This is a genomic window from Paenirhizobium selenitireducens ATCC BAA-1503, from assembly GCF_000518785.1.
GTDB lineage: Bacteria > Pseudomonadota > Alphaproteobacteria > Rhizobiales > Rhizobiaceae > Allorhizobium > Allorhizobium selenitireducens.
Genome location: NZ_JAEG01000011.1, coordinates 38,212 through 63,890, shown reverse-complemented (window position 1 = coordinate 63,890; position 25,679 = coordinate 38,212). Strand labels below are relative to the sequence as shown.

Genomic DNA, 25,679 nt, shown 5'->3' with positions numbered 1-25,679 from the left:
GTTCTATTCGACGAGCTTCAGCGACTTGTCGAACACCTTCAGCACCTGCTTCAGCTCGTGGCCGCGCTTCAGGATGCGGCCATCCGCGCCGATGACGGAGAAGGCGCCCTGCTTGCCGGCGAGCTTCGGATTCTTCTCGATCCGGTAGAGCGGAAATTCGCCCGAGCGCTTGAATACGGAAAACACAGCCCTGTCCTTGAGGTGGTCGATCGCATAGTCGCGCCATGCGCCTTCGCCGACCATGCGGCCGTAGATCCACAATATTGCGTCCAGTTCGCGGCGATGGAAGGTGACGGGCAGAGGATCGCGGGCCTGGCGATATTCGCGGATATCGACGACGGATGCAGGGCTCGGCTCCTGGCTTCCGAACTCCTCGGGCCCCGTATCCGATTGATCGCTCATCAATGCTTCAAAACCTCGCCTTCGTGACGGATGAATGACAGTCTGCCTCAAGAGGGTGAAATTGCAAGTCTCTGGCGCGCGGAGCCGGCATGGACCGGCTCGCCTGTCGCGGATGCAGAGGGCCGATGCCGCAATCCCGGTCGGCGTGAGCCGAGGTCGACGCCCTGCCGTCCGCTCAGCCGCGTCGGCGGCTGTCGAACTCGCGGGCCACCAGATCACGCATGCGCGTGGCGACCGGGCTCATCCGCTTCCCCGCAAGGCTGATCAGGTGATAGGGGGCGACCGAGATCTCCTGGCGGACATCAAGCCGCGTGACGCCCGAGCCCGTCGTGTGCCGGCACAGCAGTTCCGAGAGTTCGCGCGACATCGGCGCAATCGCGTTCGACGCGGCGAGCATGGCGATCATCACCAGCAGTGACGTGGTATTGACGATGTTGGACGGGATCGGCGCGCCCTGAGCGACGAACACGCCTTCCAGCGCCTGGCGCATCGGCGCGCCCGGCGCCTGCATGACCCAGGGGAAATGCACGAGGTCGGACATGGTCAACCGCTCGGCATTGGCCAGCGGATGGCTCTGATGCACGAGCAGGTCCACCTCCTCGCTCAGCATGCCGGTGATCGAGAACTGCCGGGCATCGACGCCTGCGGGAATGCGCCCGAGGACGAAATCCAGCTGTCCGGCCAGAAGGTCGGCAATCAGCGAGCCGCTGGCCGCCACATCGACGTGGATGTCGACCGTCTCGGTCTCCGCCTTCAGGGCCTGGATCGCCGGCACGACATAGCCGACGGCACCGCCGGTGACGGCGCCGACCCGCACGGTGCCCGTCAGGCCGCGGCGGATCGCCTCCACCTCGCGGGCCGCTTCGCGGATCTCCTCCAGCAGGTTTTCGGCCCGCCGCGCGAGCGCGCTGCCGATGGCCGTCGGCTCCATGCCTTTCGGTGTGCGCAGGAAGACCGGCGCGTCGACATGGCGCTCGATGTCGGCCAGCATGCGCGACGCGGCGGGCTGTGTCATTGCCAGTGCATTGGCGGCAAGGCTCAGCTGGCCGTATTCGGCCACGGCGCGGATCAGGCTGAAGTGCTTCGGCAGAAGGCGGTTTGCGAGGATGTCAGACATGTTTCACATATCAATCACGGTATGCAGAAAGTCAAATTTTTCATTTGATCGGTATATACGAGGCGCTAAGACTCGCCTCGGATCAGGCGAGGCTCATGCAGTCGCCGGTTCTTGCAGTGTGCGGTTGCCGGAAGGAGCTGGGACCGCACGATCAGCCAAGGGAGGAATTCCGTGAAGAAAATCACCACTCTTATTGCGTCTGTCGCGCTGGGCATTTCGGTGTTCGCGTCGCAGGCAATTGCGGAAACGAAGGGCGTAGTCGGTATTTCGATGCCGACCAAGACGTCGACGCGCTGGATCTCGGACGGCGAGACCATGGAAAAGCTGTTCAAGGATGCCGGCTATGAGCCGGACCTGCAGTTCGCTGACGACGACATTCCGAACCAGCTTGCCCAGATCGAGAACATGGTGACCAAGGGTGCCAAGGTCCTCGTGATCGGCGCCATCGACGGCACCACGCTTTCGGACATCCTGCAGAAGGCTGCCGATGCGGGCGTCAAGGTCATCGCCTATGACCGACTGATCCGTGACAGCGGCAATGTCGACTACTATGCCACCTTCGACAACTTCCAGGTCGGCGTCCTGCAGGCAACCAGCCTGGTTGACGGCCTGAAGGCGAAGTTCGCCGATACCAAGCCGTGGAACGTCGAACTGTTCGGCGGTTCGCCGGACGACAACAACGCCTTCTTCTTCTACGATGGCGCCATGTCTGTCCTGCAGCCGATGATCGACAGCGGCGAAATCGTCGTGAAGTCGGGCCAGCAGGGCATGGAACAGGTCGGTACGCTCCGTTGGGACGGCACCGTCGCCCAGGCACGCATGGAAAACCTGCTGTCCTCGACCTACACCGATGCCAAGGTCAACGGCGTTCTGTCGCCCTATGACGGCCTGTCGATCGGTATCCTCTCGGCCCTGAAGGGCGTCGGCTACGGCTCGGGCGACATGGTCATGCCGGTCGTCACCGGTCAGGACGCCGAGCTTCCCTCGGTCAAGTCGATCCTCGCCGACGAGCAGTATTCGACCGTGTTCAAGGACACCCGCGAACTCGCCAAGGTCGCCGTCTCGATGGTCGAAGCCGTCATGGAAGGCAAGGAGCCGGAAGTGAACGACACCAAGACCTACAACAATGGCGTCAAGGTCGTTCCGTCCTACCTGCTCAAGCCGGTTGCCGTGGACAAGGCCAACATCAAGGATGTCATGGTCTCCTCCGGCTACTACACCGCCGAGCAGATCGACAACTGATCCTCAACGATCGACGGGGGTCCGCGAACAGTCGCGGACCCTCTTTCCAGAGCGTATAGGGAGCTTGCGCCTTCGGCTTGACGTCACCGTCGTCGAACGCGCGCCGGAATTCTGCACATGGACAACATCATTCTCGAGATGCGCGGCATCACCAAGACGTTTCCGGGCGTGAAGGCCCTGGACAATGTCAGCTTCAAGGTGCGCGAGGGCGAGATCCACGCGCTGGTCGGCGAAAACGGCGCCGGCAAGTCGACGCTGATGAAGGTGCTTTCGGGCGTCTATCCGGCCGGCACCTATGACGGCGAGATTCATTTCGACGGCGAAGTGCGCCGCTTTTCGACCATTTCCGACAGCGAAGAACTCGGCATCATCATCATCCATCAGGAGCTGGCGCTGGTGCCGCTTCTGTCGATCGCCGAAAACATCTTCCTCGGCAACGAGATCGCCAACAACGGCGTCATCAACTGGCCCGCGACCTTCGCCCGCACCCAGGAGCTGCTCGCCAAGGTCGGCCTCAAGGATTCGCCCTCGACCCGCATCACCGATATCGGCGTCGGCAAGCAGCAGCTGGTGGAAATCGCCAAGGCGCTGTCGAAGAAGGTGCGCCTGCTCATCCTCGACGAACCGACCGCCTCGCTCAACGAGACCGATTCCGACGCGCTGCTCACCCTGCTGATGGAGTTCCGCAAGCAGGGCATGACCTCGATCATCATCTCCCACAAACTGAACGAGATCCGCAAGGTCGCCGACCAGATCACCATCCTGCGCGACGGCGGCACGGTCGAGACGCTCGACTGTCACGGCGCCGATATCAGCGAAGACCGCATCATCCGCGGCATGGTCGGCCGCGCCATGGAAGACCGCTACCCGCCGCGCCAGCCGAAGATCGGCGAGACGCTGCTCGAGGTGAAGAACTGGAACGTCTTCCACCAGAACCACCGCGACCGCCAGTTCCTGCATGACGTCAATTTCACCGTGCGCGCCGGCGAGGTCGTCGGCATTGCCGGCCTGATGGGCGCCGGACGCACCGAAACGGCGATGAGCATCTTCGGCAGGTCCTGGGGCCACAAGATCACCGGCGAAGTCGCCATGCATGGCAAGCCGGTGGATGTCAGCACGATCCCGAAGGCGATCGACGCGGGCCTCGCCTACGTCACCGAGGACCGCAAGCACCTCGGTCTCGTGCTCAACAACAACATCATGCACAATACGACGCTCGCCAATCTCGGCGCAGTGTCGGCGCGGGGCTTCATCGACGAGCGCAAGGAGGCGCGGGTCGCCTCCGACTACCGCTCGAAGCTGCGCATCCGCTCGCACTCGATCTACCAGGAAACCGTCAACCTGTCCGGCGGCAACCAGCAGAAGGTCGTGCTGTCGAAGTGGCTGTTCACCGATCCGCAGGTCCTCATCCTCGACGAGCCGACACGCGGCATCGATGTCGGGGCGAAATTCGAAATCTACACCATCATCAACCAGCTTGCCGCTGAAGGTAAGGGCATCCTGATGATCTCGTCGGAAATGCCCGAACTGCTCGGAACCTGCGACCGCATCTACGTGATGAACGAGGGCCGGATCGTCGCCGAGCTGTCCAAGGACGAGGCAAGCCAGGAATCCATCATGCGTGCCATCATGCGCTCGGGGGAGAAACACTAATGGCTATCGAAACCCGTACTGAAACCCCCAACGTTTCCGTCAGCGACTACCTGCGGAAGAACATCCGCGAATACGGCCTGCTTCTGGCGCTCGTCGTCATCATGCTGCTGTTCCAGTTCCTCACCGGCGGCGTTCTGTTCAAGCCGGTCAACATCACCAATCTGGTGTTGCAGAACTCGTTCATCATCATCATGGCACTCGGCATGCTGCTGATCATCGTGGCTGGGCATATCGACCTGTCGGTCGGCTCGATCGTCGCCTTCATCGGCGGCATATCGGCGATCATGCTGGTCAAATGGGGCTGGCATTTCTCGATCGTCGTGCCGCTCTGCCTGATTCTCGGTGCGGCCATGGGCGCCGCCCAGGGTTACTGGGTCGCCTACCAGAAGATTCCGTCCTTCATCGTCACGCTGGCCGGCATGCTGGTCTTCCGTGGCCTGACCTATGTCGTTCTTGAAGGCCGCCCGATCGGGCCGTTCCCCAAGGAATTCCAGCTGCTGTCGACCGGCTTCATCCCGGACTTCCTGTCCTTCACCGATCCGGCCACCAGCATCGTCAAGAATTACGTGGCGCTGATCACGGTGCTGGCACTGGTCGGCTGGGCGATCTATTCGGGCATGAAGAACCGCCGCCTGAACGAGCAGCACGGCACGCCGAACGAACCCGTCGTCTTCTTCGCCGGGCAGATGGCGGTCATCAGCGTCGTTGCCATCTTCCTCGGCTTCCAGCTGTCCACCTATCGCGGCTTGCCGAACGTGCTCGTCGTCATGGGCGTGCTGATCGCCTTCTACACCTTCGTCACGACCCGTTCGACCATCGGCCGGCGCATCTACGCCATGGGTGGCAACGAGAAGGCCACCAAGCTTTCGGGCATCAACACCGAGCGGCTGACCTTCTACACCTTCGTCAACATGGGCGTGCTCGCGGCGCTTGCCGGCATGATCATCGCGGCCCGCCTCAATTCGGCGACGCCGAAGGCCGGCGTCGGCTTCGAACTCGACGTCATCGCGGCCTGCTTCATCGGCGGCGCCTCGGCATCGGGCGGTGTCGGCAAGATCATCGGCGCGGTGATCGGCGCCTTCATCATGGGTGTGATGAACAACGGCATGTCGATCATGGGCATCGGCATCGATTACCAGCAGCTCATCAAGGGCCTGGTGCTGCTCGCGGCCGTGTTCTTCGACGTCTACAACAAGAACAAAGCAGTCTGAGGTAAGACAAATGCATCTCTCGCAATTGAAGGATGGTGGCGTCATCTGCCGCCAGGGGGAATCTGCGCGCCTCGTGCCGGGCTTCTCCTCGACTTACGACCTTGCCAAGGCTGCGATCGCGGCGGGCATGTCGCTCGCCGACTGCATCGCCAAGCGCGGCGAAGGACAGGTCGTCGATCTGATGGCCCTGGCGGCCGCCGGCAAGCTCGATTGCCCGGTCCGTCATCCGGATCCGGCCCATATGTTCTTGACCGGCACCGGCCTTACCCACACCGGCTCGGCCTCGGCGCGCGACAGCATGCATGCCGATACCGTCGGCATGAGCGATTCGATGAAGATGTTCCGCATGGGCATCGAGGGCGGCAAGCCCAAGGTCGGCGAAACGGGCGTCCAGCCGGAATGGTTCTACAAGGGCACCGGCGTCAACGCGGTTGCTCCCGGCGATCCGCTGGTTTCCCCGTCCTTCGCGCTCGACGGCGGCGAAGAGCCCGAGATTGCCGGCTTCTACCTGATCGGCAAGGACGGCACGCCGTTCCGCATCGGCTTTTCGCTGGCCAATGAATTCTCCGACCACGTCACCGAGAAGATCAACTATCTGTATCTCGCCCATTCGAAGCTCCGCCCCGCCTCCTTCGGGCCCGAGCTTCTGGTCGGTGCGCTGCCCTCGCATGTCGACGGCACGTCGCGCATCCTGCGTGGGGGTAACGTGGTCTGGGAGAAGCCTTTCCTTTCGGGCGAGGACAACATGTCCCACACGATCGCCAACCTCGAATACCACCACTTCAAGTACGACCTCTTCCGCCAGCCGGGAGACCTGCACGTTCACATGTTCGGCACTGCGACGCTGTCCTTTGCCGACGGCATCAAGGCCGAGGATGGCGACGTGTTCGAAGTCCAGGCAGCCCAGTTCGGCCTTCCGCTCGCGAATGCCCTGGCCCGCGCCAACACCGAAGCCATCGACGTAACCACGCTCTGAACGCCAGCGCCCAAATCCGGCGACGCCTTCAGGTAAAGAGACAGAGAACAGCCATGAGCGCTTTCAAACCGGCAGTTTGGCCCCGCAAGCTGAGATCCCAGGAATGGTTCGGCGGCAATACCCGCGACAACATCTACCATCGCGGCTGGCTGAAGAACCAGGGACACCCGCACGACCTGTTCGACGGTCGCCCGGTGATCGGCATCATGAACACCTGGTCAGATCTGACCCCGTGCAACGGACACCTGCGCGAACTCGCCGAGAAGGTGAAGGCGGGCGTGTGGGAAGCCGGCGGCTTCCCGGTCGAGGTGCCGGTCTTCTCGGCGTCGGAAAACACCTATCGCCCGACCGCGATGATGTACCGTAACCTCGCCGCGCTCGCGGTCGAGGAAGCGATCCGCGGCCAGCCGATCGACGGCGTCGTGCTGCTGGTGGGCTGTGACAAGACCACGCCGTCGCTGCTGATGGGGGCCGCGTCGGTCGACCTGCCGGCGATCATGGTGTCCGGCGGACCGATGCTGAACGGCTATTTCCGCGGCGAACGCGTCGGCTCGGGCACCCATCTGTGGAAGTTCTCGGAAGCCGTGAAGGCCGGAGAGATGACCCAGGAAGAATTCCTCGAGGCCGAGGCCTCGATGTCGCGCTCGACGGGCACCTGCAACACCATGGGCACGGCTTCGACCATGGCCTCCATGGTCGAATCGCTCGGCATGACCCTCTCCGGCAATGCCGCGATCCCCGCCGTCGACAGCCGCCGCCGCGTCATGGCGCAGTTGACCGGCCGTCGCATCGTGCAGATGGTCAAGGACGACCTCAAGCCCTCCGACATCCTGACCAAGGCGGCGTTCGAAAACGCCATCCGCACCAATGGCGCGATCGGCGGCTCGACCAATGCCGTCGTGCACCTGCTGGCGATTGCCGGCCGCGTCGGTATCGATCTGTCGCTGTCCGACTGGGACCGCTGTGGCCGCGACGTGCCGACGATCGTCAACCTGATGCCGTCGGGCGAATACCTGATGGAAGAGTTCTTCTACGCCGGCGGTCTGCCGGTGGTGCTGAAAATGCTCGGCGAAGCCGGCAAGCTGACCAAGGATGCGCTCACCGTCTCCGGCGGAACGATCTGGGACGAGGTCAAGGACGTCCGCAACTGGAACGACGACGTCATCCGTCCGGTCGAGCGCGCGCTCACCCAGCAGGGCGGCATCGCCGTGCTCAAGGGCAATCTGGCGCCCAAGGGCTGCGTCCTGAAGCCGTCGGCTGCCTCGCCGCACCTGATGCAGCACCGCGGCCGCGCCGTGGTGTTCGAGGACATCGACGACTACAAGGCGAAGATCAACGACGAAAATCTCGACATCGACGAGAACTGCGTCATGGTCATGAAATATTGCGGCCCCAAGGGTTATCCGGGCATGGCCGAGGTCGGCAATATGGGCCTGCCGCCCAAGGTCCTGCGCAAGGGCATCACCGACATGGTCCGTATCTCGGATGCGCGCATGTCGGGTACGGCCTATGGCACTGTGCTGCTGCATACCTCGCCGGAAGCCGCCGTCGGCGGTCCGCTGGCCGTGGTGCGCAATGGCGACATGATCGAGGTCGACGTCGCCAACCGCCGCATTCATCTCGACATTCCGGATGAGGAACTGCAGCGCCGTCTCGCCGCCTGGCGCCCGGCCGCCGAACCGCCGGCCAGCGGCTATGCGCGCATGTTCCACGAGCATGTCGAGGGTGCCGATACCGGCGCCGACTTCGACTTCCTCAAGGGTTGCCGCGGCTCCGCCGTCGGCAAGGACTCGCACTGAGAGGCAGACGATGACCGCCCAGACCCGTATCCCGCTTGCGCTTGCCGGCGTCGGCAAGATCGCCCGCGACCAGCATATCCCGTCGGTCGCGGCAGGCAGCGATTTCGAGCTGAAGGCGGCGATCAGCCGTCACGGCAAGATCGAGGGCATCGAGAACTTCGAGGATTTCGATGCCTTCCTCGCCAAGCGGCCGGACATCAAGGCGGTGTCGCTCTGCACGCCGCCGGAAGTCCGCTTCGCCATGGCGCGCAAGGCGATCGCCGCCGGCCATGACGTGCTGATGGAAAAGCCTCCGGCCACCACGCTGGGCGAAGCCGAAACGCTGGCGGCTCTCGCCCGCGAAGCCGGCGTCACGCTGTTTGCCACCTGGCACTCGCGTTTCGCGCTCGGCGTCGAGCCGGCCCGCGTCTGGCTCGCCGACAAGGCGATCCGCTCCATCTCCATCGTCTGGAAGGAAGACGTCCGCCGCTGGCATCCGGGCCAGGCCTGGATCTGGGAACCGGGCGGCTTCGGCGTCTTCGATCCGGGCATCAATGCCCTGTCGATCCTGACCGCGATCGTGCCGGGCTCAATCCTCGTCGAGACGGCAAGCCTGTCCTTCCCGTCGAACCGCAAGCAGCCGATCGCCGCCGACATCGCCATGCGCACCGTCTCGGGCGCACCGGTCTCGGCCGCCTTCGACTGGCGCCAGGAAGGCCCGCAGACCTGGGACATCACGGTGGAAACCGATGCGGGAACGCTGCGCCTTTCCAAGGGCGGATCCGAACTCTTCATTGACGGCGTGGAAAAGTCTTCTGGACCCGACCGTGAATATGCCGGTATCTACGAGCGCTTCGCCACGTTGATCCGCAATCGCGAGAGCGACGTGGACTACCAGCCGCTCCGCATCGTCGCGGACGCCTTCCTGTGCGGTGAGCGCCGGGAAGTCGAGGCGTTCGAAGACTGAAAGAAACAGCAAGGATACGCGTCATGGCTTATGAATTCACCGGCAAACACCTGATCGCCGGCCGCTGGGTAGCGGGCGACGAAAACTTCGCCTCCTCGCCCGCCGAAGGCCCGGTCCGGCACTATTCGATGGGTTCGGCAGCCTTGGTGGACGAGGCCGTGCGTGCCGCGGAAGAGGCTTTCGAGACCTATGGCTATTCCAGCCGGGCCGAACGCGCCGCCTTCCTCGAAGCCATCGCCGAGGAAATCGACGCACGCGGCGACGACATCACCGAGATCGGCTCCGGCGAGACCGGCCTGCCCAAGGCCCGCCTCGTCGGCGAGCGTGGTCGCACCGTCGGCCAGTTGCGCCTGTTCGCCTCGCACATCCTCAAGGGCGAGTATCTCGACCGCCGCCACGACCCGGCGCTGCCGGACCGCCAGCCGATGCCGCGGCCAGACCTCAAGCTGATCCAGCGGCCGATCGGCCCGGTCGGCGTGTTCGGCGCGTCCAATTTCCCGCTGGCCTTCTCCACCGCCGGCGGCGACACCGCATCCGCCCTTGCGGCCGGCTGCCCGGTCGTGGTCAAGGGCCATGAGGCGCATCCCGGCACCGCCGAAATCGTCGCGGCCGCCATCGATGCGGCGATCAAGCGTTGCGGCATCCACCCCGGCGTCTTCTCGCTGGTCCACGGCGGACGCCGCGAGGTCGGCACCGCGCTGGTCGAGCATCCGCTGATCCGCGCTGTCGGCTTCACCGGCTCGCTCGGCGGTGGCCGCGCGCTCTTCGATCTCTGCACCCGCCGTCCGGAACCGATCCCGTTCTTCGGTGAACTGGGTTCGGTCAACCCGATGTTCATGCTGCCCGAGGCAATGGCCAAGCGCGGTGAAGCGATCGCCAAGGGCTGGGTCGGCTCCCTCACCATGGGTGCCGGCCAGTTCTGCACCAATCCCGGCATCGTCGTTCTGATCGCCGGTCCTGAGGCCGATGCCTTTGGCGCCGCCGCCGAGCAGGCGCTGGGCGCCGTCGGGCCGCAAACCATGCTGACCGAGGGTATGGCCAATGCCTATCGCTCCGGTGCGACGAAGATCGCCGCGGCCGATGGCGTGCGTGCCGTTCTCACTTCCACCTGCGACCTGCGCAATGCGACGCCCTATCTCTTCGTCACCACCGGCAAGGATTGGCTCGCCAACCATGCGCTGGGCGAGGAAGTGTTCGGCCCGCTCGGCATGATCGTGACCGTTTCCGACGGGGATGAAATGCTGGCCGTCGCCCGCAGTCTTGCCGGGCAGCTGACGACCTCGCTTCATCTCGAAGCCGGCGACGCGGCGCTTGCCGCGAAGCTCCTGCCGATCCTGGAGCGCAAGGCCGGCCGACTGCTGGCCAACGGCTTCCCGACCGGCGTCGAAGTGGCTGATGCCATGGTGCATGGCGGTCCCTATCCGGCCTCGACGAATTTCGGCGCGACCTCCGTCGGCACGATGGCCATCCGCCGCTTCTTGCGGCCAGTCTGCTACCAGGACATTCCGGTGGCGCTGCTGCCTGAAGACCTGCGTTAAGGGGCAAGCCAAATGAGCATGCAGGCCGTGGCACTGGTCGACTGGGGAACGAGCAATCTGCGCGTCTGGCTGGTCGATGCCGCGGCGAACGTGCTTGGCGAGCGACAATCGCCGGAGGGCATGGGCACGCTGTCGCCGGATCGTTTCGCCGGCGTTCTGGAGAGCCATCTGGCCGCGCTCGGTGCCGATCGCGATCTGCCGGCGGTCGTCGCCGGCATGGCCGGTGCCCGGGCCGGCTGGATCGAGGCGCCCTATACTGAGACGCCGGCCGGCCTGACGGATCTGCATCTCAAGGCCGTATCCGCCCCTGGCATCGACCGCGACGTCCGGATCCTGCCCGGCGTGTGCCAGCGCACTCCCGGCGCCGAAGACGTCATGCGCGGCGAGGAGACACAGCTTCTCGGCGCCGTCGCGTCCGGGCTCTCCGATGCACTCTTCTGCCTGCCCGGCACCCATTCCAAATGGGTATCGCTCGAGGGCGGGCGGATCAGCCGTTTCACCACGGTGATGACGGGCGAACTCTTCCAGTTGATTAGCCGGCAATCGATCCTGCGGCTGTCGATCGGCGAAGGCCGTGCGACCGCTGACCACCCGGCCTTCGGGCAGGCGGTCGAGGAGGCGCTGGCCGGTGATTTCAGCCTGACCGCCCGGCTGTTCTCGGTCCGCGCCCAGTCCCTGCTCTCCGGCGCCGACGAGGCGAGTGCTGCTTCGCGCCTGTCCGGCCTGCTGCTCGGCGCAGAGATCGCCGCCATGCGGCCGCGTCTCGGCGAAGGCCGGCGCGTGCAGCTGATCGGCAGCGGTGCGCTCACAGAACTCTATGCCGCAGCTCTCAGGCTTGCCGGTGTCCAGACCGTGTCGCTCGATGGCGGCGAACTCGTCCGCAAGGGTCTGTTCAGCGCCGCCAGAGCCCTCTTCCCCCACCGTTTCGCGGAGATCGCGCCATGACCACCTCTCGCATTGCCTGGCCGAAGCTCAAGCGCAACCTCGTCGCCATCCTGCGCGGTATCAAGCCGGAGGAGATCGAGGGCGTGGTCGAGGTCCTGGTCGAAGCCGGATTCGAAGCGATCGAAGTGCCTCTCAACTCGCCGGAACCCTTCGTTTCGATCGAGAAGGCACGGCGGCTCGCGCCGGCCTCCTGCCTCATCGGAGCGGGGACCGTGCTTGAGGTGGACCAGGTCGACCGCCTGAAGGGCGTCGGCGGCAATCTGCTGGTAACGCCGAATGTCGAGCCGGCCGTGATCCAGCGCGCCGTGGCGCACGGCATGGTGACCATGCCCGGCGTCTTCACCGCGACGGAAGCCCTGCTGGCCGCAAAATCCGGGGCAGCCGCCCTGAAATTCTTCCCTGCCAGCGCGCTCGGGCCGGCCGGCATCAGCGCCATCAGCGCCATCCTGCCCAAGGGCCTGCCGATCGGCGCCGTCGGCGGCGTGTCGGACGCTGATTTTGCCGCCTATCTCAAGGTTGGCGTGACCTGTTTCGGTCTCGGCTCCAGCCTCTACAAGCCAGGTGACAGCGCGGCCGCTGTGGCGGAAAAGGCGAAGCGCACAATCGCCGTCTACGATGCCGCCGTATCGGCTTGATCGTTACCCCTTGAAATAGGGCGGCCGCGTTCTCGTCCAGTCCCGGACCGGCAACGGCTTGGCCGTTCAGGTCCACATGCCGCGCATGCGGGCCCCGACATCGAGCCGGATCTGTCGCGCGTCCCGTGTGCCGGGAGCGCTCGGCTGGGCCACCGGCCAGGCGGTCGATTCGAAGAATTGCAGCAGGGTCGCGGGGATGAAGCGCGTGCGCGCGGCATAGACATGCCGGTCGCCCTGCGCGTTCTGCCCGTGGGTGAAGAAGCGCTGCGGCACGGTCAGGTGCAGGCTGTCCTTGGCCCGCGTCATCGCCACGTAGAGCAACCGCCGTTCCTCCTCGATCTCCGCCGTGGTGCCGACCGCCAGATCGGACGGAATGCAGCCGTCGACGCAGTTCAGCACGAAGACCGACTTCCATTCCTGGCCCTTGGCCGAGTGAATGGTCGAGAGGATCAGATAGTCCTCGTCGAGCAGCGGCACGCCCGCCTGGTCGCTGGTGGCGTCCGGCGGATCGAGCGTCAGTTCGGTGAGGAACCGTTCGCGCGAGCCGTAGCCCGAGGCGATCTGACCGAGCTGCAGCAGGTCCGCCTTTCGCGTATCGGCGTCCTCGTGGATGCGGTCTAGGTGCGGCTCGTACCACAGCCTGGCGATCTCGATCTCGCCCGGCCATCCGGCCCGGCCCTTGCCCATCTCGCTCAGCATGTCGACGAACCGGCCCCAGTCCTCGCCGGTGCGCGGTGGTGGCGGGATTTCGGCGAGCGCTGCCAGCGGATGCGGGTCGGCGGCAATCGCGTCGAGGATCTTCGAGGCGGTCTGCGGACCGACGCCGGGCAGGAGCTGCATCAGCCGGAAGCCGGCGACCCTGTCGCGCGGATTCTGGGCAAAGCGCAGCGCCGCCAGCAGATCCTTCACATGCGCCGCGTCGAGGAATTTCAGCCCGCCGAACTTGACGAAGGGGATGTTGCGCCGGGTGAGCTCGATTTCCAGCGGGCCGGAATGGTTGGAGGCGCGAAACAGCACGGCCTGGTCCTTCAGCGTCAGGCCGCGCTCGCGGTTCTCCAGGATCTGCTCGACGATGTAGTTGGCCTGCTCGGCCTCGTCGCGCACGCTGACCAGCCGCGGCCGTTCCTCGGACTGGCGCTCGGTCCACAGGTTCTTGGTGAAGCGCTCGCGGGCAAGGTCGATCACGCCGTTGGCGGCGGCCAGGATCGGCTGGGTCGAGCGGTAGTTGCGGTCGAGCGTTATGATGTCCGCCGGCGGATCGAAGCTCGCCGGAAAGTCGAGGATGTTGCGGATCGTCGCGGCGCGGAAGGAATAGATCGACTGGGCGTCGTCGCCGACCACGGTCAGCCCGCGTCCGCCCGGCTTCATCGCCGTGAGGATCGACGACTGCAGCCGGTTGGTGTCCTGATATTCGTCGACCAGCACATGATCGAAGCGCCCGCCGATCTCGGCCGCCAGGTCCGGGTCACTCATCGTCTGCGCCCAGTAGAGCAGCAGGTCGTCGTAATCGAGCACGTTCTGCGCCTGCTTGGCCTCGACATAGGCGGCAAACAGCGCCTTCAGCTCCTTCTCCCAGGTGCCGCACCAGGGATAGGCGGTGCGCAGCACGTCGGCCAGCGGCGTCTGCGAATTGACGGCGCGGGAATAGATGGCGAGGCAGGTGCCCTTGGTCGGAAATCGGCTCTCCGTCTTGGACAGGCCGAGATCGTGCCGCATCAGGTTCATCAGGTCGGCGGAATCTTCCCGGTCGTGGATGGTGAAGCCGGGGTCGAGGCCGATCTCATAGGCATAGTCGCGCAGGATGCGCGCGCCGATGCCGTGGAAGGTGCCGGCCCAGGTCAGGGCGTCGGTCAGCACGCCGGCATCGTTGCCCAGCACCTTGCGGCAGATGCGCTCGACACGGCGTCCCATCTCGTTCGCGGCGCGGCGCGAAAAGGTCATCAGCAGGATACGGCGCGGATCGGCACCGTTGAGGATGAGGTGGGCGACCCGGTGGGCGAGCGTATTGGTCTTGCCCGAGCCGGCGCCGGCGATGATCAGCAGCGGCCCGTCCGCGGTTGCGCCCCCGGGTCCGATGCCGTGCACGACGGCGCTACGCTGCCGGTCGTTCAGCGCCTCGAGGTGTGTTGCGTTCATCCGCTCCCGAAATCCTTGCTCGTTCTCTCATCCGGTTTGCCCGACATTGCCCGATTTGGCAAGAACAGAGAGTGAACTTGATATTCGTCAAACGGCGAGGTCGCAGAGGAATAACCGTGCGCGCTAAACCGGTTACGGCCGGCGCCGGCAAATCTCCGCACACGCCGCATTTTGGACAAAACAGCGCCCAATTTCAGGGCGAGATTGACGGCTCTTGATTGGCGTCTAGCACGCCAAGAGGGTCCGGTCTGGCGCATTGACCCCTTACCCCCAGCCCCCCAATGCTTTCGGGCCGGACCCGCCAAGATTTCAGGATTTCGTTTCCGTCGTCAGCATCGTTGCGCCGAGGATGGCTGCAGGCTCGCCCTGCGGCCCGCTGGACTGCAGCAGTATGGCAAAGCCGTCCGTCCCCTTGGTCCCGATCATCTTCGCCGGCAGGACGAGGTCGAGCGCGCCGCCGTCCCACATGCCGACAGTCTGCACGTCGGTGACGCTGTTGACGTAGTCGATGGTCTTGCCGGTGTTCTCTCCGTCCAGTACCTCGACCGTCTGCCGCTGACGGAAATAGACGATCACCACATCGGCCTTGCCCTCACCAGCCCCGATCCGGATCGCCAGCTCGTCGCCCTTGCGGCTGGCCTCGACCGGCACGGTCATGCCCTGACCCTTGGCATGCAGCGCCTCCAGGCGGCCGTCGAGCGTTTCGGCGTCGGTGCCTTTCAGGTGATCGCGGCCGTTCAGAACCGCCTGCGGGGTATAGACGCCGCTTCGACGGAGACTGCGGGCATAGGCATATTGCCGGGCGGTGTTCTCCGGCGAGGCCAGCGTGTCGGCCCAGCCGCGATAGTTCCAGTAATCGACATGGTAGGAGAGCGCGACGATGCTGCCCTGGTGGGCGAGCGTCTCCAGCGCCCGGTCGGCGGGCGGGCAGGAGCTGCAGCCTTGCGAGGTGAAGAGCTCCACCACGCCCTTCGGCACGGTCGCTTCGTCGGCTCGTGCCGCGAAGGCGATCGTGCAGCAGAGAGCCAGGCCGGTAACGATCCTCGAGATCATGGAGCTAAACCCGTTCAACGCTTCCCGGAGCACGCTGCGAGGCGGATTTTCCGGGGTCGGTTCCTGAATGACGTACAGAAATAGCCCGTCATCGGTGTCTGTCAAAGTCACGATGGGGTGAAGCCCGCGTCAACGCCGCCGCGGCCCGTCCCCCCATGAAAAAGGCCGCCGGGTTTGTCGCCCGGCGGCCCTGTTTCTAAGCGTGTGCGCTTAAGCCGCGAGATCGCGCAGAACGGTCTGCAGGATGCCGCCATTGTTGACGTAGGTCACCTCGTCGAGCGTATCGATACGGCAGATCAGCGGGATCTCCTTCACCGTACCGTCGGCATAGGCGATCTTGGCGATCTTCTTCTCGCGCGGCTTGATCTCGCCGTCGAGGCCTTCGATCGTCACGGTCTCGTCACCCTTGAGGTTGAGCGAGGCCCAGGTGGTGCCTTCCTCGAAGCAGAAGGGGATGACGCCCATGCCGACCAGGTTCGAGCGGTGGATACGCTCGAAGGACTGGGCGACCACGGCGCGTACGCCGAGCAGGTTGGTGCCCTTGGCAGCCCAGTCACGCGACGAACCATTGCCGTATTCGACGCCGGCGAAGATGACCAGCGGCGTGCCCTCGGCCTTGTACTTCATGGCCGCGTCGTAGATCGACATCTCGTCCTTGGACGGATAGTGGATGGTGTAGCCACCTTCCTTGCCGTTCGGGCCGAGCATGTGGTTGCGGATGCGGATGTTGGCGAACGTGCCGCGCATCATCACCTCGTGGTTGCCACGACGCGTGCCGTACTGGTTGAAGTCGGCGACACCGACGCCGTTCTCCATGAGGTAGGCCCCGGCCGGGGAAGCGGCCTTGATCGAACCAGCCGGCGAAATGTGGTCGGTGGTGATCTTGTCGCCGAACAGGCCGAGCACGCGGGCGTTGACGATGTTCGTCACGCCGGCGCCGGTCTTGCCCATGCCGACGAAGTAGGGCGGGTTCTGCACATAGGTCGACTTGTCGTCCCAGGCATAGGTCTGGCCTGCCGGGATCTGCACGGCCTGCCAGTTGGCGTCGCCCTTGAACACGTCGGCGTACTTCGATTCGTAAAGTTCGCGGGTGACGTATTTCAGGATGAATTCCTGGATCTCGTGCGAGGTCGGCCAGATGTCCTTGAGGAAGACCGGGTTGCCGTTCTGGTCTTCGCCGAGCGGTTCGGTGGTCAGGTCCTTCTGGACGGAGCCGGCCAGCGCGTAAGCGACGACGAGCGGCGGGGAAGCCAGGTAGTTGGCCTGAACGTCCGGCGAGATGCGGCCTTCGAAGTTGCGGTTGCCCGACAGCACGCCCGCGGTGATCAGGCCCTTGTCGTTGATCGTCTTCGAGATCGGTGCCGGCAGCGGGCCGGAATTGCCGATGCAGGTCGTGCAGCCGAAGCCGACGAGGTTGAAGCCCAGGGCATCCAGCGAGGTCTGCAGGCCGGACTTGGCGAGATATTCGCCGACGACCTGGGATCCCGGTGCGAGCGAGGTCTTCACCCACGGCTTGGACTTCAGACCCTTGGCAACCGCGTTGCGGGCGAGAAGGCCGGCAGCGATCAGGACGCTCGGGTTCGACGTGTTGGTGCACGAGGTGATCGCGGCGATCGCGACGTCGCCATGACCGATGTCATAGTCGGTGCCTTCGACCGCATAGCGGTTCGAGAGCTGGCCCGGCTTCTTGTAGTCGTTCTCAAGGGCGACCGCGAAGTTCGAAGCGATCGTTTCGAGCGGCAAACGGCCTTCCGGACGCTTCGGGCCGGCCATCGACGGCACGACGTCGCCGAGGTCGAGTTCGAGCGTGTCGGTGAAGACGAGTTCGGCGCCGTCGCCGTCACGCCACATGCCCTGAGCCTTCGAATAGGCTTCAACCAGCGCGATGCGGTCCTTGGTGCGGCCCGACATCGTCAGGTAGTTGATGGTTTCGCCGTCGACCGGGAAGAAGCCGCAGGTCGCGCCGTATTCCGGACCCATGTTGCCGATGGTGGCGCGGTCGGCGAGCGACATCGAATCAAGGCCGGGGCCGAAGAATTCGACGAACTTCGACACGACGCCCTTCTTGCGCAGCATCTGCACGACGGTGAGCACGAGGTCGGTCGCGGTGACGCCTTCCTTGACCTTGCCGGTCAGCTTGAAGCCGATGACTTCCGGCAGCAGCATGGAGACCGGCTGGCCGAGCATGGCTGCTTCGGCTTCGATACCGCCGACGCCCCAGCCGAGAACGCCGAGACCGTTGATCATCGTGGTGTGGCTGTCGGTGCCGACGCAGGTGTCCGGATAGGCAACCGTTTCGCCATCCTCATCCTTGGTCCAGACGGTCTGGCCGAGGTATTCCAGGTTGACCTGGTGACAGATGCCGGTGCCCGGGGGAACGACGCGGAAGTTCTTGAACGCCTGCTGGCCCCATTTCAGGAAGCGGTAGCGTTCGCCGTTGCGCTCGTATTCGAGCTCGACGTTGCGGGCAAAGGCGGTCGGCGTGCCGAATTCGTCGACGATGACCGAGTGGTCGATGACGAGGTCGACGGGAACCAGCGGGTTGATCTTTTCCGGATCGCCGCCGAGCGACACCATGGCGTCGCGCATGGCGGCCAGGTCGACCACGGCGGGAACGCCGGTGAAGTCCTGCATCAGCACGCGGGCCGGGCGGTAGGCGATTTCGGCTTCAGCCGTGCCCTTGTCGACGAGCCAGGCGGCGATCGCCTCGATGTCCTTCTTGGTGACCGAACGGTCATCTTCGTTGCGCAGCAGGTTCTCGAGCAGAACCTTCATCGAATAGGGAAGCTTCGATACGCCGTTCAGGCCGTTGGCCTCGGCCTTGGGAAGGCTGTAGTAGACATAGTCTTTGCCGTTGACGGAAAGAGTCGAACGGCAATTGAAGCTGTCGATGGATTTTGACACGGATAAAGCCCCGCTTATTCTGATAGCCTACACTTGTCGTGCGGACGCCTATGCACTTCATGCACATCAGGATGCGGGTACGGCCATTTCCGCTGTCCGCACGTGGGTGACGCTTTCGCAACCCCAGGTTCGGCACAAGGATGATATTCACGCCGACCGCTGGCGTGGTTGCAGGTCTTATAGATAATTTCTAAGAAAGGTGCCAGACCAACGAACGGCGAATTCGGACAATTTTTTGGAAGGGCGATGAGGGTATCGCCGGAAGGTTCAAGACCATGCGGCTGATCGCCGAAGACGTTGCCGCCAGGCGCGGCGAAGACCTGATTTTCGTTAATGTTTCCTTTCAGTTGGCGCCTGGCGAGGCGATGGTGCTGACGGGGCGCAACGGGTCGGGAAAATCGACGCTTCTGCGCGTCGTGGCGGGTCTGCTGAGACCCGAGACGGGACGGGTGGAAGCGGTGTTCCGCGACGGTCGCGAACGGCGTCCCGCCCGCGAGGTCAGCCATTATCTCGGCCACCGCAACGCGATGAAGCAGGAACTCACCGTCATCGAAAATCTCGCCTTCTGGCAGGCCTATCTCGGCGACTTCGAAGGCGGCGAGGGCCGCTCGATCGAGGCCGCGGCCGATTCGGTCGGCCTTGGGGGCATCACCCACCTGCCCTTCGGTTATCTCTCGGCCGGCCAGCAGCGTCGATTCGCCATGGCCAAGCTGCTCGTCGCCCACCGGCCGGTGTGGATCCTCGATGAGCCGACGGCCGCGCTCGATGCGAGTGCCGACCAGATGTTCGCCGGCCTGGTGCATGAACACCTGGCCCGAGGCGGCATCGCCATCGCCGCCACCCACCAGCCCCTCGGCCTCAGGGATGCGAAGACCCTGGTGATGAAGGGGTTCGAGTATCGCGAGACGGGGGAAATGGCGTGATGCGGCTTACCCCCCTCTGCCCTGCCGGGCATCTCCCCCTCAAGGGGGGAGATTGGATAAGCGGCACGCGCGGTCTCTCATTCAGCATGCCTCTCTTGGATGACCTCCTGCGGCAGTCAATCGTTCCCGGGCAATCGAACGCCGAGAGGGCCCCCTTGATCGACCACGAGGTTCCGATCTCCCCCCTTGAGGGGGAGATGTCGCGAAGCGACAGAGGGGGGTGTCCCGACACGATTGCCAATCCGAACTTGCCCCTCATCCGCCTGCCGGCACCTTCTCCCCGCAGGCGGGGAGAAGGTCGGTCGCCGCAACGTCTCCGCTTCCCTCTCCCCGCTCGCGGAAAGAGGGCCAGGGTGAGGGGCAATTCCCAAGGTGTTTCCGCATGATTGCCCTCTTCCTCCGCGACCTGAAGCTCTCCGTGCGCGCTGGCGGCGGGGCGCTGATCGGGGTTCTGTTCTTCATGACGGTGGTCGCCGTCATTCCGTTCGGCGTCGGGCCCGACCTCAACCTGTTGTCGCGAATCGGCCCGGCGATCGTCTGGATCGGCGCGCTGCTGGCGGCCCTTCTCGGCCTCGACCGGCTGTTTCAGGCGGAGCGCGACGATGGGTCGCTGGACCTGATCCTGATGCAGGAGACGCCGCTGGTGCTGACCGTCTTCGTCAAGTGTCTGGCGCACTGGGTAGCGACCAGCCTGCCGCTGGTCATCGCCTCGCCGCTGCTCGGCCTGTTCATGAACATGAACGAGGTGGCGATCGGCGCGGTCATGCTGACGCTCTTCGTCGGCTCGCCGGCGATCACGTTCATCGGTGCGGCGGGTGCCGCAGTCGCGGTCGCCCTGCCGCGCGGCGGGCTTTTAGTCTCGATCCTCGTTCTGCCGCTCGCCATTCCCGTGCTGATCTTCGGCGTCAGCGCATCCTACGCAGCCGTCGAAGACCCCGCCCCATTCATGCCGCCCTTCCTGTTCCTGATTGCCATCACGCTGTTCTTCGCGGTGATCGGTCCGCTGGCTGCGGCGCTGGCGCTGCGCAGCGCCTCGGATTGACCGGGATCAATTGCAGAGCGGCTGCTCTCAGGTTAGAAGCATTCCATGAACACCACGAGCCTTGTCCTCTCGAAATTCAGCGAACTCGCCAATCCGACCCGGTTTCTGGCGCTGTCCGGCCGCATCCTGCCGTGGCTATCAACCATCACCACGCTGCTCTTTGCCGTCGGGCTCTACATGAGCTTCAACACCGAAGGCGATTACCAGCAGGGCGAGACGGTGCGCATCATGTATATCCATGTGCCGGCGGCCTGGCTGTCGATGATGTGCTATTCGGTGATGGCCATTTCGGCGATCGGCACGCTGGTCTGGCGCCATCCGCTGGCCGATGTCAGCCACAAGGCCGCCGCCCCGCTGGGCGCTGCCTTCACGCTGATCGCGCTGATCACCGGTTCGCTCTGGGGCAAGCCGATGTGGGGCACCTGGTGGGTCTGGGACGCGCGGCTCACCTCGGTCTTCGTGCTCTTCCTCATGTATCTCGGGCTGATCGCGCTCAATCGCGCCATGGACGACGCCTCCAAGGCCGCCCGTCTCAGCGCCGTGCTGATCCTCGTCGGCTTCGTCAACATTCCGATCATCAAGTTCTCGGTCGAGTGGTGGAACACGCTGCACCAGCCGGCCAGCGTGATGCGCATGGACGGCCCGACCATCGATCCGGAATTCCTCTGGCCGCTGCTGGTCATGGCGATCGCGTTCACGCTGCTGTTTTTCACGCTGCACCTGATGGCGATGCGCAACGAGATCTGGCGCCGCCGGATCGCCACGCAGCGCCGCATGGCGGCCCGCATGGCCGGCCGGGAGGTTGCCTCGTGAGCCACGCTTTCTATATCTACCTTTCTTATGGCATCAGCGCCGTGATCGTGCTTGCCCTGATCGGCTGGACCTGGCTCGACGGCCGCGCCCGCCAGGCGGAACTGAAGGCGCTGGAAGCCTCCGGCGTCCGCCGACGCTCGGCAGCGCCCGCATCCGGGGCTTCCGAATGAGCGAGATCGAAACGAAGGACGGCCCCCGCCGCGGCATCGGCCGCTACCTGCTGGCGATCATACCCCTGGCGATCTTCGCGGTGTTTGCCGCAACCGCCGGCAAGATGCTCTACGAGCAGGAGGTCAACGGCAAGGACGTTTCCGCCCTGCCTTCGGCGCTGATCGGCACCCGGGCCCCTGTGCTTGCCATGCCGGCACTTGACGGCTCGAACACGCAGGCGCTCACCTCCGAGGCGATCGCCGGCAAGCTGACGCTCGTCAATGTCTTCGCCTCCTGGTGCGTGCCGTGCCGGCAGGAACACCCGCTCCTGAAAGAGCTGTCCAAGGATCCGCGGCTTATTGTCGTCGGCATCAACTACAAGGACAGGCAGGACAACGCGCTGCGTTTCCTCGGCGAGCTCGGCAATCCCTACAAGGCCATCGGCGTCGATCCGAACGGCAAGGCGGCTATCGACTGGGGCGTCTACGGTATCCCGGAAAGCTATCTCGTCGCCGCCGACGGCACGATTCTCTACAAGAAGGTCGGCCCCTTCGATCCGCAATCGCTGGAGACCGGTCTTTATCCGGCGATCGAAAAGGCACTCGCGGGATCGTGAGCCCCGGCGCAGTATCATTTGCAGATACGTCCGAATTGACTTTGATTGGTATCTTCGTATGATACGAAATCGGAGGTCGGGTCGATGATCCGTTCGTTCAGGGACAAATTGACCCGTTCGATTGACGACGGATCCGTGCGGAAGGGCTTTCCTGCGGATCTCGTTCGGCGGGCTCAGCAGCTTCTCGTGCTACTCGACGCAGCCAAGGACCTGAACGACCTTCGCTCGCCTCCCGGCAACCGCCTCGAGAAGCTGTCGGGCGATCGGCAGGGGCAGCATTCGATACGGATCAACAGCCAGTGGCGCATCTGTTTTGTCTGGACAGAGGCGGGGCCGCAGGACGTCGAAATCACGGATTATCATTGAGCCGATCATTGATCGGCCGGGAGATCGAAGATGACCATCAGCAAGGCACCTGCCATCCATCCCGGTGAAATCCTGCGCGAGCTTTATCTTGAACCGCTCGACATGACCGCCTATGCGCTGGCCAAGAAGCTGCGGGTGCCGCGGACACGGCTTGAGCGGATCGTCGCCGAGAAGATCGGCATCAGCGCCGATACGGCGCTGCGCCTGGCGAAGTTCTTCAAGACCAGCCCGGAATATTGGCTCAATCTGCAGGCCAACTATGATCTGAAGCGCGAGGCCCTGGTGCTGGAGACGGAACTGGCTCAGATTCCGGAGATGGAAGCGGCCTGAGCTTTTACAGCGCCGCCTGCCATGCCTTGACCGCCTCGACCGGCCAGACCAGCATCAGCACGTTGAGCGTCAGGTTGTCGCGGATGACGATGGCGGTTGCGACCTCGAAGCCGATGGCAAGTGTGACCGTCAGCCAGACCGGGGTACGGGCGGCGAACAGGAAGCCGAGAACCATGGCCACCGTGTCCATCGCCGAATTGAGGATGCTGTCGCCGGTATAGCCGACCGCCATGGTCGCGGTGCGGTAGCGGTCGATGATGATCGGCGAGTTCTCCAGCAGTTCCCAGGCCGCCTCGATGACGACGGCAAGCGTGAGCCGGGCGCCGAACGAGGCGCGGGGCAGGACGACAACCGCCAACCAGTAGAACAGGAAGCCGTGGATGATGTGCGACGGCGTGTACCAGTCGGAAATGTGCTGCGAATTGCCGGCCGTGTTGACGCCCGGCTCGAACAGCTTGACGTAACCGCATTCGCAGATCGGAATGCGGCCCATCAGCGCCAGCGTGACGATCTGCACGACGAGGAAGGCGGCTGCCGCTGCGAACCAGAAGCGCGTCGCGCGATCGTCGGCGGCAAGCGTGATGGGACGGTCGCTCATTCGCCCTTGCCTCCGTTTTTCGTTTCCGTCTCCGCTTCGAGCGAATGGCGCATGATCAGCGGCATCTGGGCAAGGGTGAACAGGATGGTGATCGGCATGGTACCCCAGACCTTGAAGTTGACCCAGACGACGTCGGAGAAATTGCGCCACACCACCTCGTTCAGGACGGCGAGGAACAGGAAGAAGATGCCCCAGCGCAGCGTCAGCTTGCGCCAGCCCTCGGCATCGAGCTGGAAGGCGGCGTTGAAGACGTAGCCGAGCAAGGACTTACCGAAGAACAGGCCGCCGAGCAGCACCACGCCGAACAGCGTGTTGACGATGGTCGGCTTCATTTTGATGAAGGTCTCGTCCTGCAGCCAGATCGACAGCGAGCCGAATACCATGACGACGATGCCCGAGACGAAGGGCATGATCGGCAGGTGCTTGAAGACGATCTTCGAGACGATCAGCGAGACAACCGTCGCCACCATGAAGAGGGCGGTGGCGATGAGCAGCGGTCCGCCGACGGCGGTCAGCGCCGGGAAGGTCTTGGCCAGCCACTCGCCGCGCAGGTTGCCGAAGAAGAAGACCATGAGCGGCCCGATCTCCAGCGCCATCTTCAGCAGCGGATGGTGGCGCTCCTCGGTCGTCGGCTTGGTATCGCTTTCGATATTGCTCATCGTAAGTCTCTCGATTCGTTGTGCTGCGGCGCTTGCCGCTCAAGGCTGCGGCTCAGTGGGGAAGGCCGGCGATGGCATTGGCGAAATCCTCGGCCTCGAAGGGCTCAAGGTCGTCGATGCCTTCGCCCACGCCGATGAAATAGACCGGCAGTTTGTGCTTGGCGGCGATGGCGACGAGGATGCCGCCGCGCGCCGTGCCGTCGAGCTTGGTCATGATCAGGCCGTTGACGCCGGCAATGTTGCGGAAGATCTCGACCTGGTTCATGGCGTTCTGGCCGGTGGTCGCGTCGAGCGTCTGCAGCACGGTATGCGGCGCATCCGGATCGAGCTTGCCGAGCACGCGGACGATCTTTTCCAGCTCCGCCATCAGCTCCGTCTTGTTCTGCAGCCGCCCGGCGGTGTCGATGATCAGCACGTCTGCCTTGTCGGCCCGGGCCTTCTCGAAGGCGTCATAGGCGAGGCCGGCGGCGTCGGCGCCGAGCTTGGTGCCGAGGAAGGTCGAGCCGGTGCGGTCGGCCCAGATCTTCAGCTGCTCGATCGCGGCGGCGCGGAAGGTATCGCCGGCGGCCAACATAACTTTCAGACCGGAGCCGGAGAGCTTGGCGGCGAGCTTGCCGATCGTGGTGGTCTTGCCAGTGCCGTTGACGCCGACGACGAGGATGACGTGCGGCTTGTGGGAGAGGTCGAGCGCCAGCGGCTTTGCCACCGGCTTCAGCACCTTGGTGATCTCGGCCGCCATGATGCGCGAGACGTCCTCGCCGGTCACGTCCTTGCCGTAGCGCTCCGACGAGAGCGTGCCGGTGACGCGCATCGCCGTCTCGACGCCGAGATCGGCCTGGATCAGCAGGTCTTCGAGCTCTTCCAGCGTGTCCTCGTCCAGCTTGCGCTTGGTGAAGAGCGCGGCGATCTGGCCGGTGAGCTGCGATGAGGTGCGGGCCAGGCCCTGGCGCAGGCGCTGGAACCAGGAAAGCTTGACGGCCGGGGTCTCGGGCTCCGGCTCGGGCCGGGATGCCGTTGTGGCGAAGCCCTTGGGCAGGGCGATGTCGACGGGTTGCACCGGGGCTTCGATCGGGTTCTCGGCGGTGCGGGCCGCGACCGGGTCGCCGGACTGGTCATCCTCGGTCTCAGAATGGGTGGTACCCCCCTCTGTCCTGCCGGACATCTCCCCCTCAAGGGGGGAGATCGGTGCGCGGTCGGCGCCTGCAACCCTTTCGATCACAGGATCTGGGGCAGGCCGGCCTGATGACTCCGCAACGGTGGTGCTGGCAGGTTGGGCATCTTCCGTTCTGGCTGGCTCCTTGTCCGAACCGCTCGAAATGCCGGCGGTGTCGGTCCGATCTCCCCCCTTGAGGGGGAGATGGTCCGAAGGACCAGAGGGGGGTGAAGCCTCAGGCTCGGCCCCGGCTTCATCCGCCGCAGGGCCGCCGGCCGTGCCGATTACCTCCGGCGCGACCGGGTCGGCTGCCTCAGGCAGCGCCTCGATCGTTTCACCGGCATCGACCTTTTCGGCGTCGTCCACCAGGTTGGCGAAGGCCTCGCTCTCGGCAGGCTTGTCGGCCGCCGGCTTGTCCTTGCCGAAGGTGAAGACTTTCTTGATGAAGCCGAGCGCCATGAAGCTGTTGTCC

Annotated in this window: 24 protein-coding genes; 16 read left to right on the top strand and 8 right to left on the bottom strand. The window is 64.5% G+C overall.

The genetic code is table 11. The features are described 5' to 3' along the window. Positions 1 to 3 precede the first annotated feature (3 nt). Together L867_RS0116140 and L867_RS0116135 are read right to left on the bottom strand one after the other, a co-directional pair. The gene (locus tag L867_RS0116140) at positions 4 to 402 is read right to left on the bottom strand and encodes a DUF2794 domain-containing protein (RefSeq protein WP_028737839.1); all 399 of its coding nucleotides are present in this window, start codon (positions 400 to 402) and stop codon (positions 4 to 6) included. Between the two features lie 175 nt (positions 403 to 577). Next, positions 578 to 1,519, bottom strand: a complete 942-nt coding sequence (locus tag L867_RS0116135) for a LysR family transcriptional regulator (RefSeq protein WP_028737838.1) — start codon at positions 1,517 to 1,519, stop codon at positions 578 to 580. Between the two features lie 171 nt (positions 1,520 to 1,690). Between L867_RS0116135 and chvE the strand changes: the two genes are divergently transcribed. The 9 genes from chvE (at position 1,691) to L867_RS0116090 (ending at position 12,464) form a co-directional block, all read left to right on the top strand. Then, positions 1,691 to 2,761 (top strand): multiple monosaccharide ABC transporter substrate-binding protein, encoded by a 1,071-nt coding sequence (gene chvE / locus L867_RS0116130; protein ID WP_028737837.1) that lies wholly within the window; start codon positions 1,691 to 1,693, stop codon positions 2,759 to 2,761. 117 nt (positions 2,762 to 2,878) lie between these two features. Next, positions 2,879 to 4,414, top strand: coding sequence for a multiple monosaccharide ABC transporter ATP-binding protein (gene mmsA / locus L867_RS0116125; protein WP_028737836.1), 1,536 nt, complete (start codon positions 2,879 to 2,881; stop codon positions 4,412 to 4,414). Further along, the gene (gene mmsB / locus L867_RS0116120) at positions 4,414 to 5,625 is read left to right on the top strand and encodes a multiple monosaccharide ABC transporter permease (protein ID WP_028737835.1); all 1,212 of its coding nucleotides are present in this window, start codon (positions 4,414 to 4,416) and stop codon (positions 5,623 to 5,625) included. Before mmsA ends, mmsB begins: the two co-directional genes overlap by 1 nt. A 10-nt stretch (positions 5,626 to 5,635) precedes the next feature. Then, positions 5,636 to 6,601, top strand: coding sequence for an AraD1 family protein (gene araD1 / locus L867_RS0116115; RefSeq protein WP_028737834.1), 966 nt, complete (start codon positions 5,636 to 5,638; stop codon positions 6,599 to 6,601). A gap of 53 nt (positions 6,602 to 6,654) precedes the next feature. Beyond that, entirely contained in the window at positions 6,655 to 8,400 is a 1,746-nt protein-coding gene (araD, locus tag L867_RS0116110) for an L-arabinonate dehydratase (RefSeq protein WP_028737833.1), read from the top strand. Positions 8,401 to 8,410: 10 nt separating this feature from the next. Next, positions 8,411 to 9,346: a Gfo/Idh/MocA family protein gene (locus L867_RS0116105; RefSeq protein WP_028737832.1), complete on the top strand. Its 936-nt coding sequence runs from the start codon at positions 8,411 to 8,413 to the stop codon at positions 9,344 to 9,346. A gap of 23 nt (positions 9,347 to 9,369) precedes the next feature. Beyond that, positions 9,370 to 10,884, top strand: coding sequence for an aldehyde dehydrogenase (NADP(+)) (locus L867_RS0116100; protein WP_028737831.1), 1,515 nt, complete (start codon positions 9,370 to 9,372; stop codon positions 10,882 to 10,884). Positions 10,885 to 10,896: 12 nt separating this feature from the next. Further along, complete coding sequence (locus L867_RS0116095) at positions 10,897 to 11,829, top strand: 2-dehydro-3-deoxygalactonokinase (protein ID WP_028737830.1); 933 nt, start codon at positions 10,897 to 10,899, stop codon at positions 11,827 to 11,829. Beyond that, on the top strand, positions 11,826 to 12,464 hold the full coding sequence (locus L867_RS0116090; protein WP_028737829.1) for a 2-dehydro-3-deoxy-6-phosphogalactonate aldolase: 639 nt from the start codon (positions 11,826 to 11,828) through the stop codon (positions 12,462 to 12,464). Before L867_RS0116095 ends, L867_RS0116090 begins: the two co-directional genes overlap by 4 nt. 66 nt (positions 12,465 to 12,530) lie before the next feature. Here the strand turns inward: L867_RS0116090 and L867_RS0116085 are convergent, their stop codons facing one another. From L867_RS0116085 to acnA, 3 genes are all read right to left on the bottom strand, one after another. Beyond that, complete coding sequence (locus tag L867_RS0116085) at positions 12,531 to 14,600, bottom strand: ATP-dependent helicase (RefSeq protein ID WP_028737828.1); 2,070 nt, start codon at positions 14,598 to 14,600, stop codon at positions 12,531 to 12,533. Positions 14,601 to 14,909: 309 nt separating this feature from the next. Next, positions 14,910 to 15,653: a DUF1223 domain-containing protein gene (locus L867_RS0116080; RefSeq protein WP_051439041.1), complete on the bottom strand. Its 744-nt coding sequence runs from the start codon at positions 15,651 to 15,653 to the stop codon at positions 14,910 to 14,912. 210 nt (positions 15,654 to 15,863) lie between these two features. Continuing rightward, positions 15,864 to 18,557 carry an aconitate hydratase AcnA gene (gene acnA / locus L867_RS0116075; protein ID WP_028737826.1) on the bottom strand — a complete coding sequence of 898 codons (2,694 nt, stop codon included), beginning with the start codon at positions 18,555 to 18,557 and terminating at the stop codon, positions 15,864 to 15,866. Between the two features lie 275 nt (positions 18,558 to 18,832). Here acnA and ccmA point away from each other — a divergent pair, with 275 nt between their 5' ends. From ccmA to L867_RS0116040, 7 genes are all read left to right on the top strand, one after another. Continuing rightward, positions 18,833 to 19,480, top strand: a complete 648-nt coding sequence (gene ccmA / locus L867_RS0116070) for a heme ABC exporter ATP-binding protein CcmA (protein WP_028737825.1) — start codon at positions 18,833 to 18,835, stop codon at positions 19,478 to 19,480. A 382-nt stretch (positions 19,481 to 19,862) separates the two neighbouring features. Next, the gene (ccmB, locus tag L867_RS0116065; RefSeq protein WP_028737824.1) at positions 19,863 to 20,522 is read left to right on the top strand and encodes a heme exporter protein CcmB; all 660 of its coding nucleotides are present in this window, start codon (positions 19,863 to 19,865) and stop codon (positions 20,520 to 20,522) included. 45 nt (positions 20,523 to 20,567) lie between these two features. Then, positions 20,568 to 21,335, top strand: coding sequence for a heme ABC transporter permease (locus L867_RS0116060; protein ID WP_028737823.1), 768 nt, complete (start codon positions 20,568 to 20,570; stop codon positions 21,333 to 21,335). Further along, complete coding sequence (gene ccmD / locus L867_RS0116055; RefSeq protein ID WP_028737822.1) at positions 21,332 to 21,505, top strand: heme exporter protein CcmD; 174 nt, start codon at positions 21,332 to 21,334, stop codon at positions 21,503 to 21,505. The genes L867_RS0116060 and ccmD overlap by 4 nt, the downstream gene beginning before the upstream one ends. Beyond that, positions 21,502 to 22,101, top strand: coding sequence for a DsbE family thiol:disulfide interchange protein (locus L867_RS0116050; protein WP_028737821.1), 600 nt, complete (start codon positions 21,502 to 21,504; stop codon positions 22,099 to 22,101). Before ccmD ends, L867_RS0116050 begins: the two co-directional genes overlap by 4 nt. Positions 22,102 to 22,185: 84 nt before the next feature. Next, positions 22,186 to 22,467 carry a type II toxin-antitoxin system RelE/ParE family toxin gene (locus L867_RS0116045; protein ID WP_028737820.1) on the top strand — a complete coding sequence of 94 codons (282 nt, stop codon included), beginning with the start codon at positions 22,186 to 22,188 and terminating at the stop codon, positions 22,465 to 22,467. Positions 22,468 to 22,497: 30 nt separating this feature from the next. After that, complete coding sequence (locus tag L867_RS0116040) at positions 22,498 to 22,797, top strand: HigA family addiction module antitoxin (RefSeq protein WP_028737819.1); 300 nt, start codon at positions 22,498 to 22,500, stop codon at positions 22,795 to 22,797. A 4-nt stretch (positions 22,798 to 22,801) separates the two neighbouring features. Here L867_RS0116040 and L867_RS0116035 read toward each other — a convergent pair whose 3' ends face one another. From L867_RS0116035 to ftsY, 3 genes are read right to left on the bottom strand one after another with little or no spacing between them, the layout of a single operon-like run. Further along, positions 22,802 to 23,395 (bottom strand): DUF2585 domain-containing protein, encoded by a 594-nt coding sequence (locus tag L867_RS0116035; RefSeq protein ID WP_051439040.1) that lies wholly within the window; start codon positions 23,393 to 23,395, stop codon positions 22,802 to 22,804. Further along, complete coding sequence (locus L867_RS0116030) at positions 23,392 to 24,054, bottom strand: septation protein A (RefSeq protein ID WP_028737817.1); 663 nt, start codon at positions 24,052 to 24,054, stop codon at positions 23,392 to 23,394. The genes L867_RS0116035 and L867_RS0116030 overlap by 4 nt, the downstream gene beginning before the upstream one ends. 52 nt (positions 24,055 to 24,106) lie before the next feature. Further along, on the bottom strand, positions 24,107 to 25,666 hold the full coding sequence (gene ftsY / locus L867_RS0116025) for a signal recognition particle-docking protein FtsY (RefSeq protein WP_028737816.1): 1,560 nt from the start codon (positions 25,664 to 25,666) through the stop codon (positions 24,107 to 24,109). Between the last annotated feature and the right edge of the window lie 13 nt (positions 25,667 to 25,679).

Excerpts from the sequence above, each read along its gene's own strand:
- L867_RS0116140 (WP_028737839.1), bottom strand. The coding sequence starts at position 402 with ATGAGCGATCAATCGGATACGGGGCCCGAGGAGTTCGGAAGCCAGGAG.
- L867_RS0116135 (WP_028737838.1), bottom strand. The coding sequence starts at position 1,519 with ATGTCTGACATCCTCGCAAACCGCCTTCTGCCGAAGCACTTCAGCCTG.
- mmsA (WP_028737836.1), top strand. The coding sequence starts at position 2,879 with ATGGACAACATCATTCTCGAGATGCGCGGCATCACCAAGACGTTTCCG.
- mmsB (WP_028737835.1), top strand. The coding sequence starts at position 4,414 with ATGGCTATCGAAACCCGTACTGAAACCCCCAACGTTTCCGTCAGCGAC.
- araD1 (WP_028737834.1), top strand. The coding sequence starts at position 5,636 with ATGCATCTCTCGCAATTGAAGGATGGTGGCGTCATCTGCCGCCAGGGG.
- araD (WP_028737833.1), top strand. The coding sequence starts at position 6,655 with ATGAGCGCTTTCAAACCGGCAGTTTGGCCCCGCAAGCTGAGATCCCAG.
- L867_RS0116105 (WP_028737832.1), top strand. The coding sequence starts at position 8,411 with ATGACCGCCCAGACCCGTATCCCGCTTGCGCTTGCCGGCGTCGGCAAG.
- L867_RS0116100 (WP_028737831.1), top strand. The coding sequence starts at position 9,370 with ATGGCTTATGAATTCACCGGCAAACACCTGATCGCCGGCCGCTGGGTA.
- L867_RS0116095 (WP_028737830.1), top strand. The coding sequence starts at position 10,897 with ATGAGCATGCAGGCCGTGGCACTGGTCGACTGGGGAACGAGCAATCTG.
- L867_RS0116090 (WP_028737829.1), top strand. The coding sequence starts at position 11,826 with ATGACCACCTCTCGCATTGCCTGGCCGAAGCTCAAGCGCAACCTCGTC.
- L867_RS0116085 (WP_028737828.1), bottom strand. The coding sequence starts at position 14,600 with ATGAACGCAACACACCTCGAGGCGCTGAACGACCGGCAGCGTAGCGCC.
- L867_RS0116080 (WP_051439041.1), bottom strand. The coding sequence starts at position 15,653 with ATGATCTCGAGGATCGTTACCGGCCTGGCTCTCTGCTGCACGATCGCC.
- ccmA (WP_028737825.1), top strand. The coding sequence starts at position 18,833 with ATGCGGCTGATCGCCGAAGACGTTGCCGCCAGGCGCGGCGAAGACCTG.
- ccmB (WP_028737824.1), top strand. The coding sequence starts at position 19,863 with ATGATTGCCCTCTTCCTCCGCGACCTGAAGCTCTCCGTGCGCGCTGGC.
- L867_RS0116060 (WP_028737823.1), top strand. The coding sequence starts at position 20,568 with ATGAACACCACGAGCCTTGTCCTCTCGAAATTCAGCGAACTCGCCAAT.
- L867_RS0116050 (WP_028737821.1), top strand. The coding sequence starts at position 21,502 with ATGAGCGAGATCGAAACGAAGGACGGCCCCCGCCGCGGCATCGGCCGC.
- L867_RS0116045 (WP_028737820.1), top strand. The coding sequence starts at position 22,186 with ATGATCCGTTCGTTCAGGGACAAATTGACCCGTTCGATTGACGACGGA.
- L867_RS0116040 (WP_028737819.1), top strand. The coding sequence starts at position 22,498 with ATGACCATCAGCAAGGCACCTGCCATCCATCCCGGTGAAATCCTGCGC.
- L867_RS0116035 (WP_051439040.1), bottom strand. The coding sequence starts at position 23,395 with ATGAGCGACCGTCCCATCACGCTTGCCGCCGACGATCGCGCGACGCGC.
- L867_RS0116030 (WP_028737817.1), bottom strand. The coding sequence starts at position 24,054 with ATGAGCAATATCGAAAGCGATACCAAGCCGACGACCGAGGAGCGCCAC.
- ftsY (WP_028737816.1), bottom strand. The coding sequence starts at position 25,666 with ATGGCGCTCGGCTTCATCAAGAAAGTCTTCACCTTCGGCAAGGACAAG.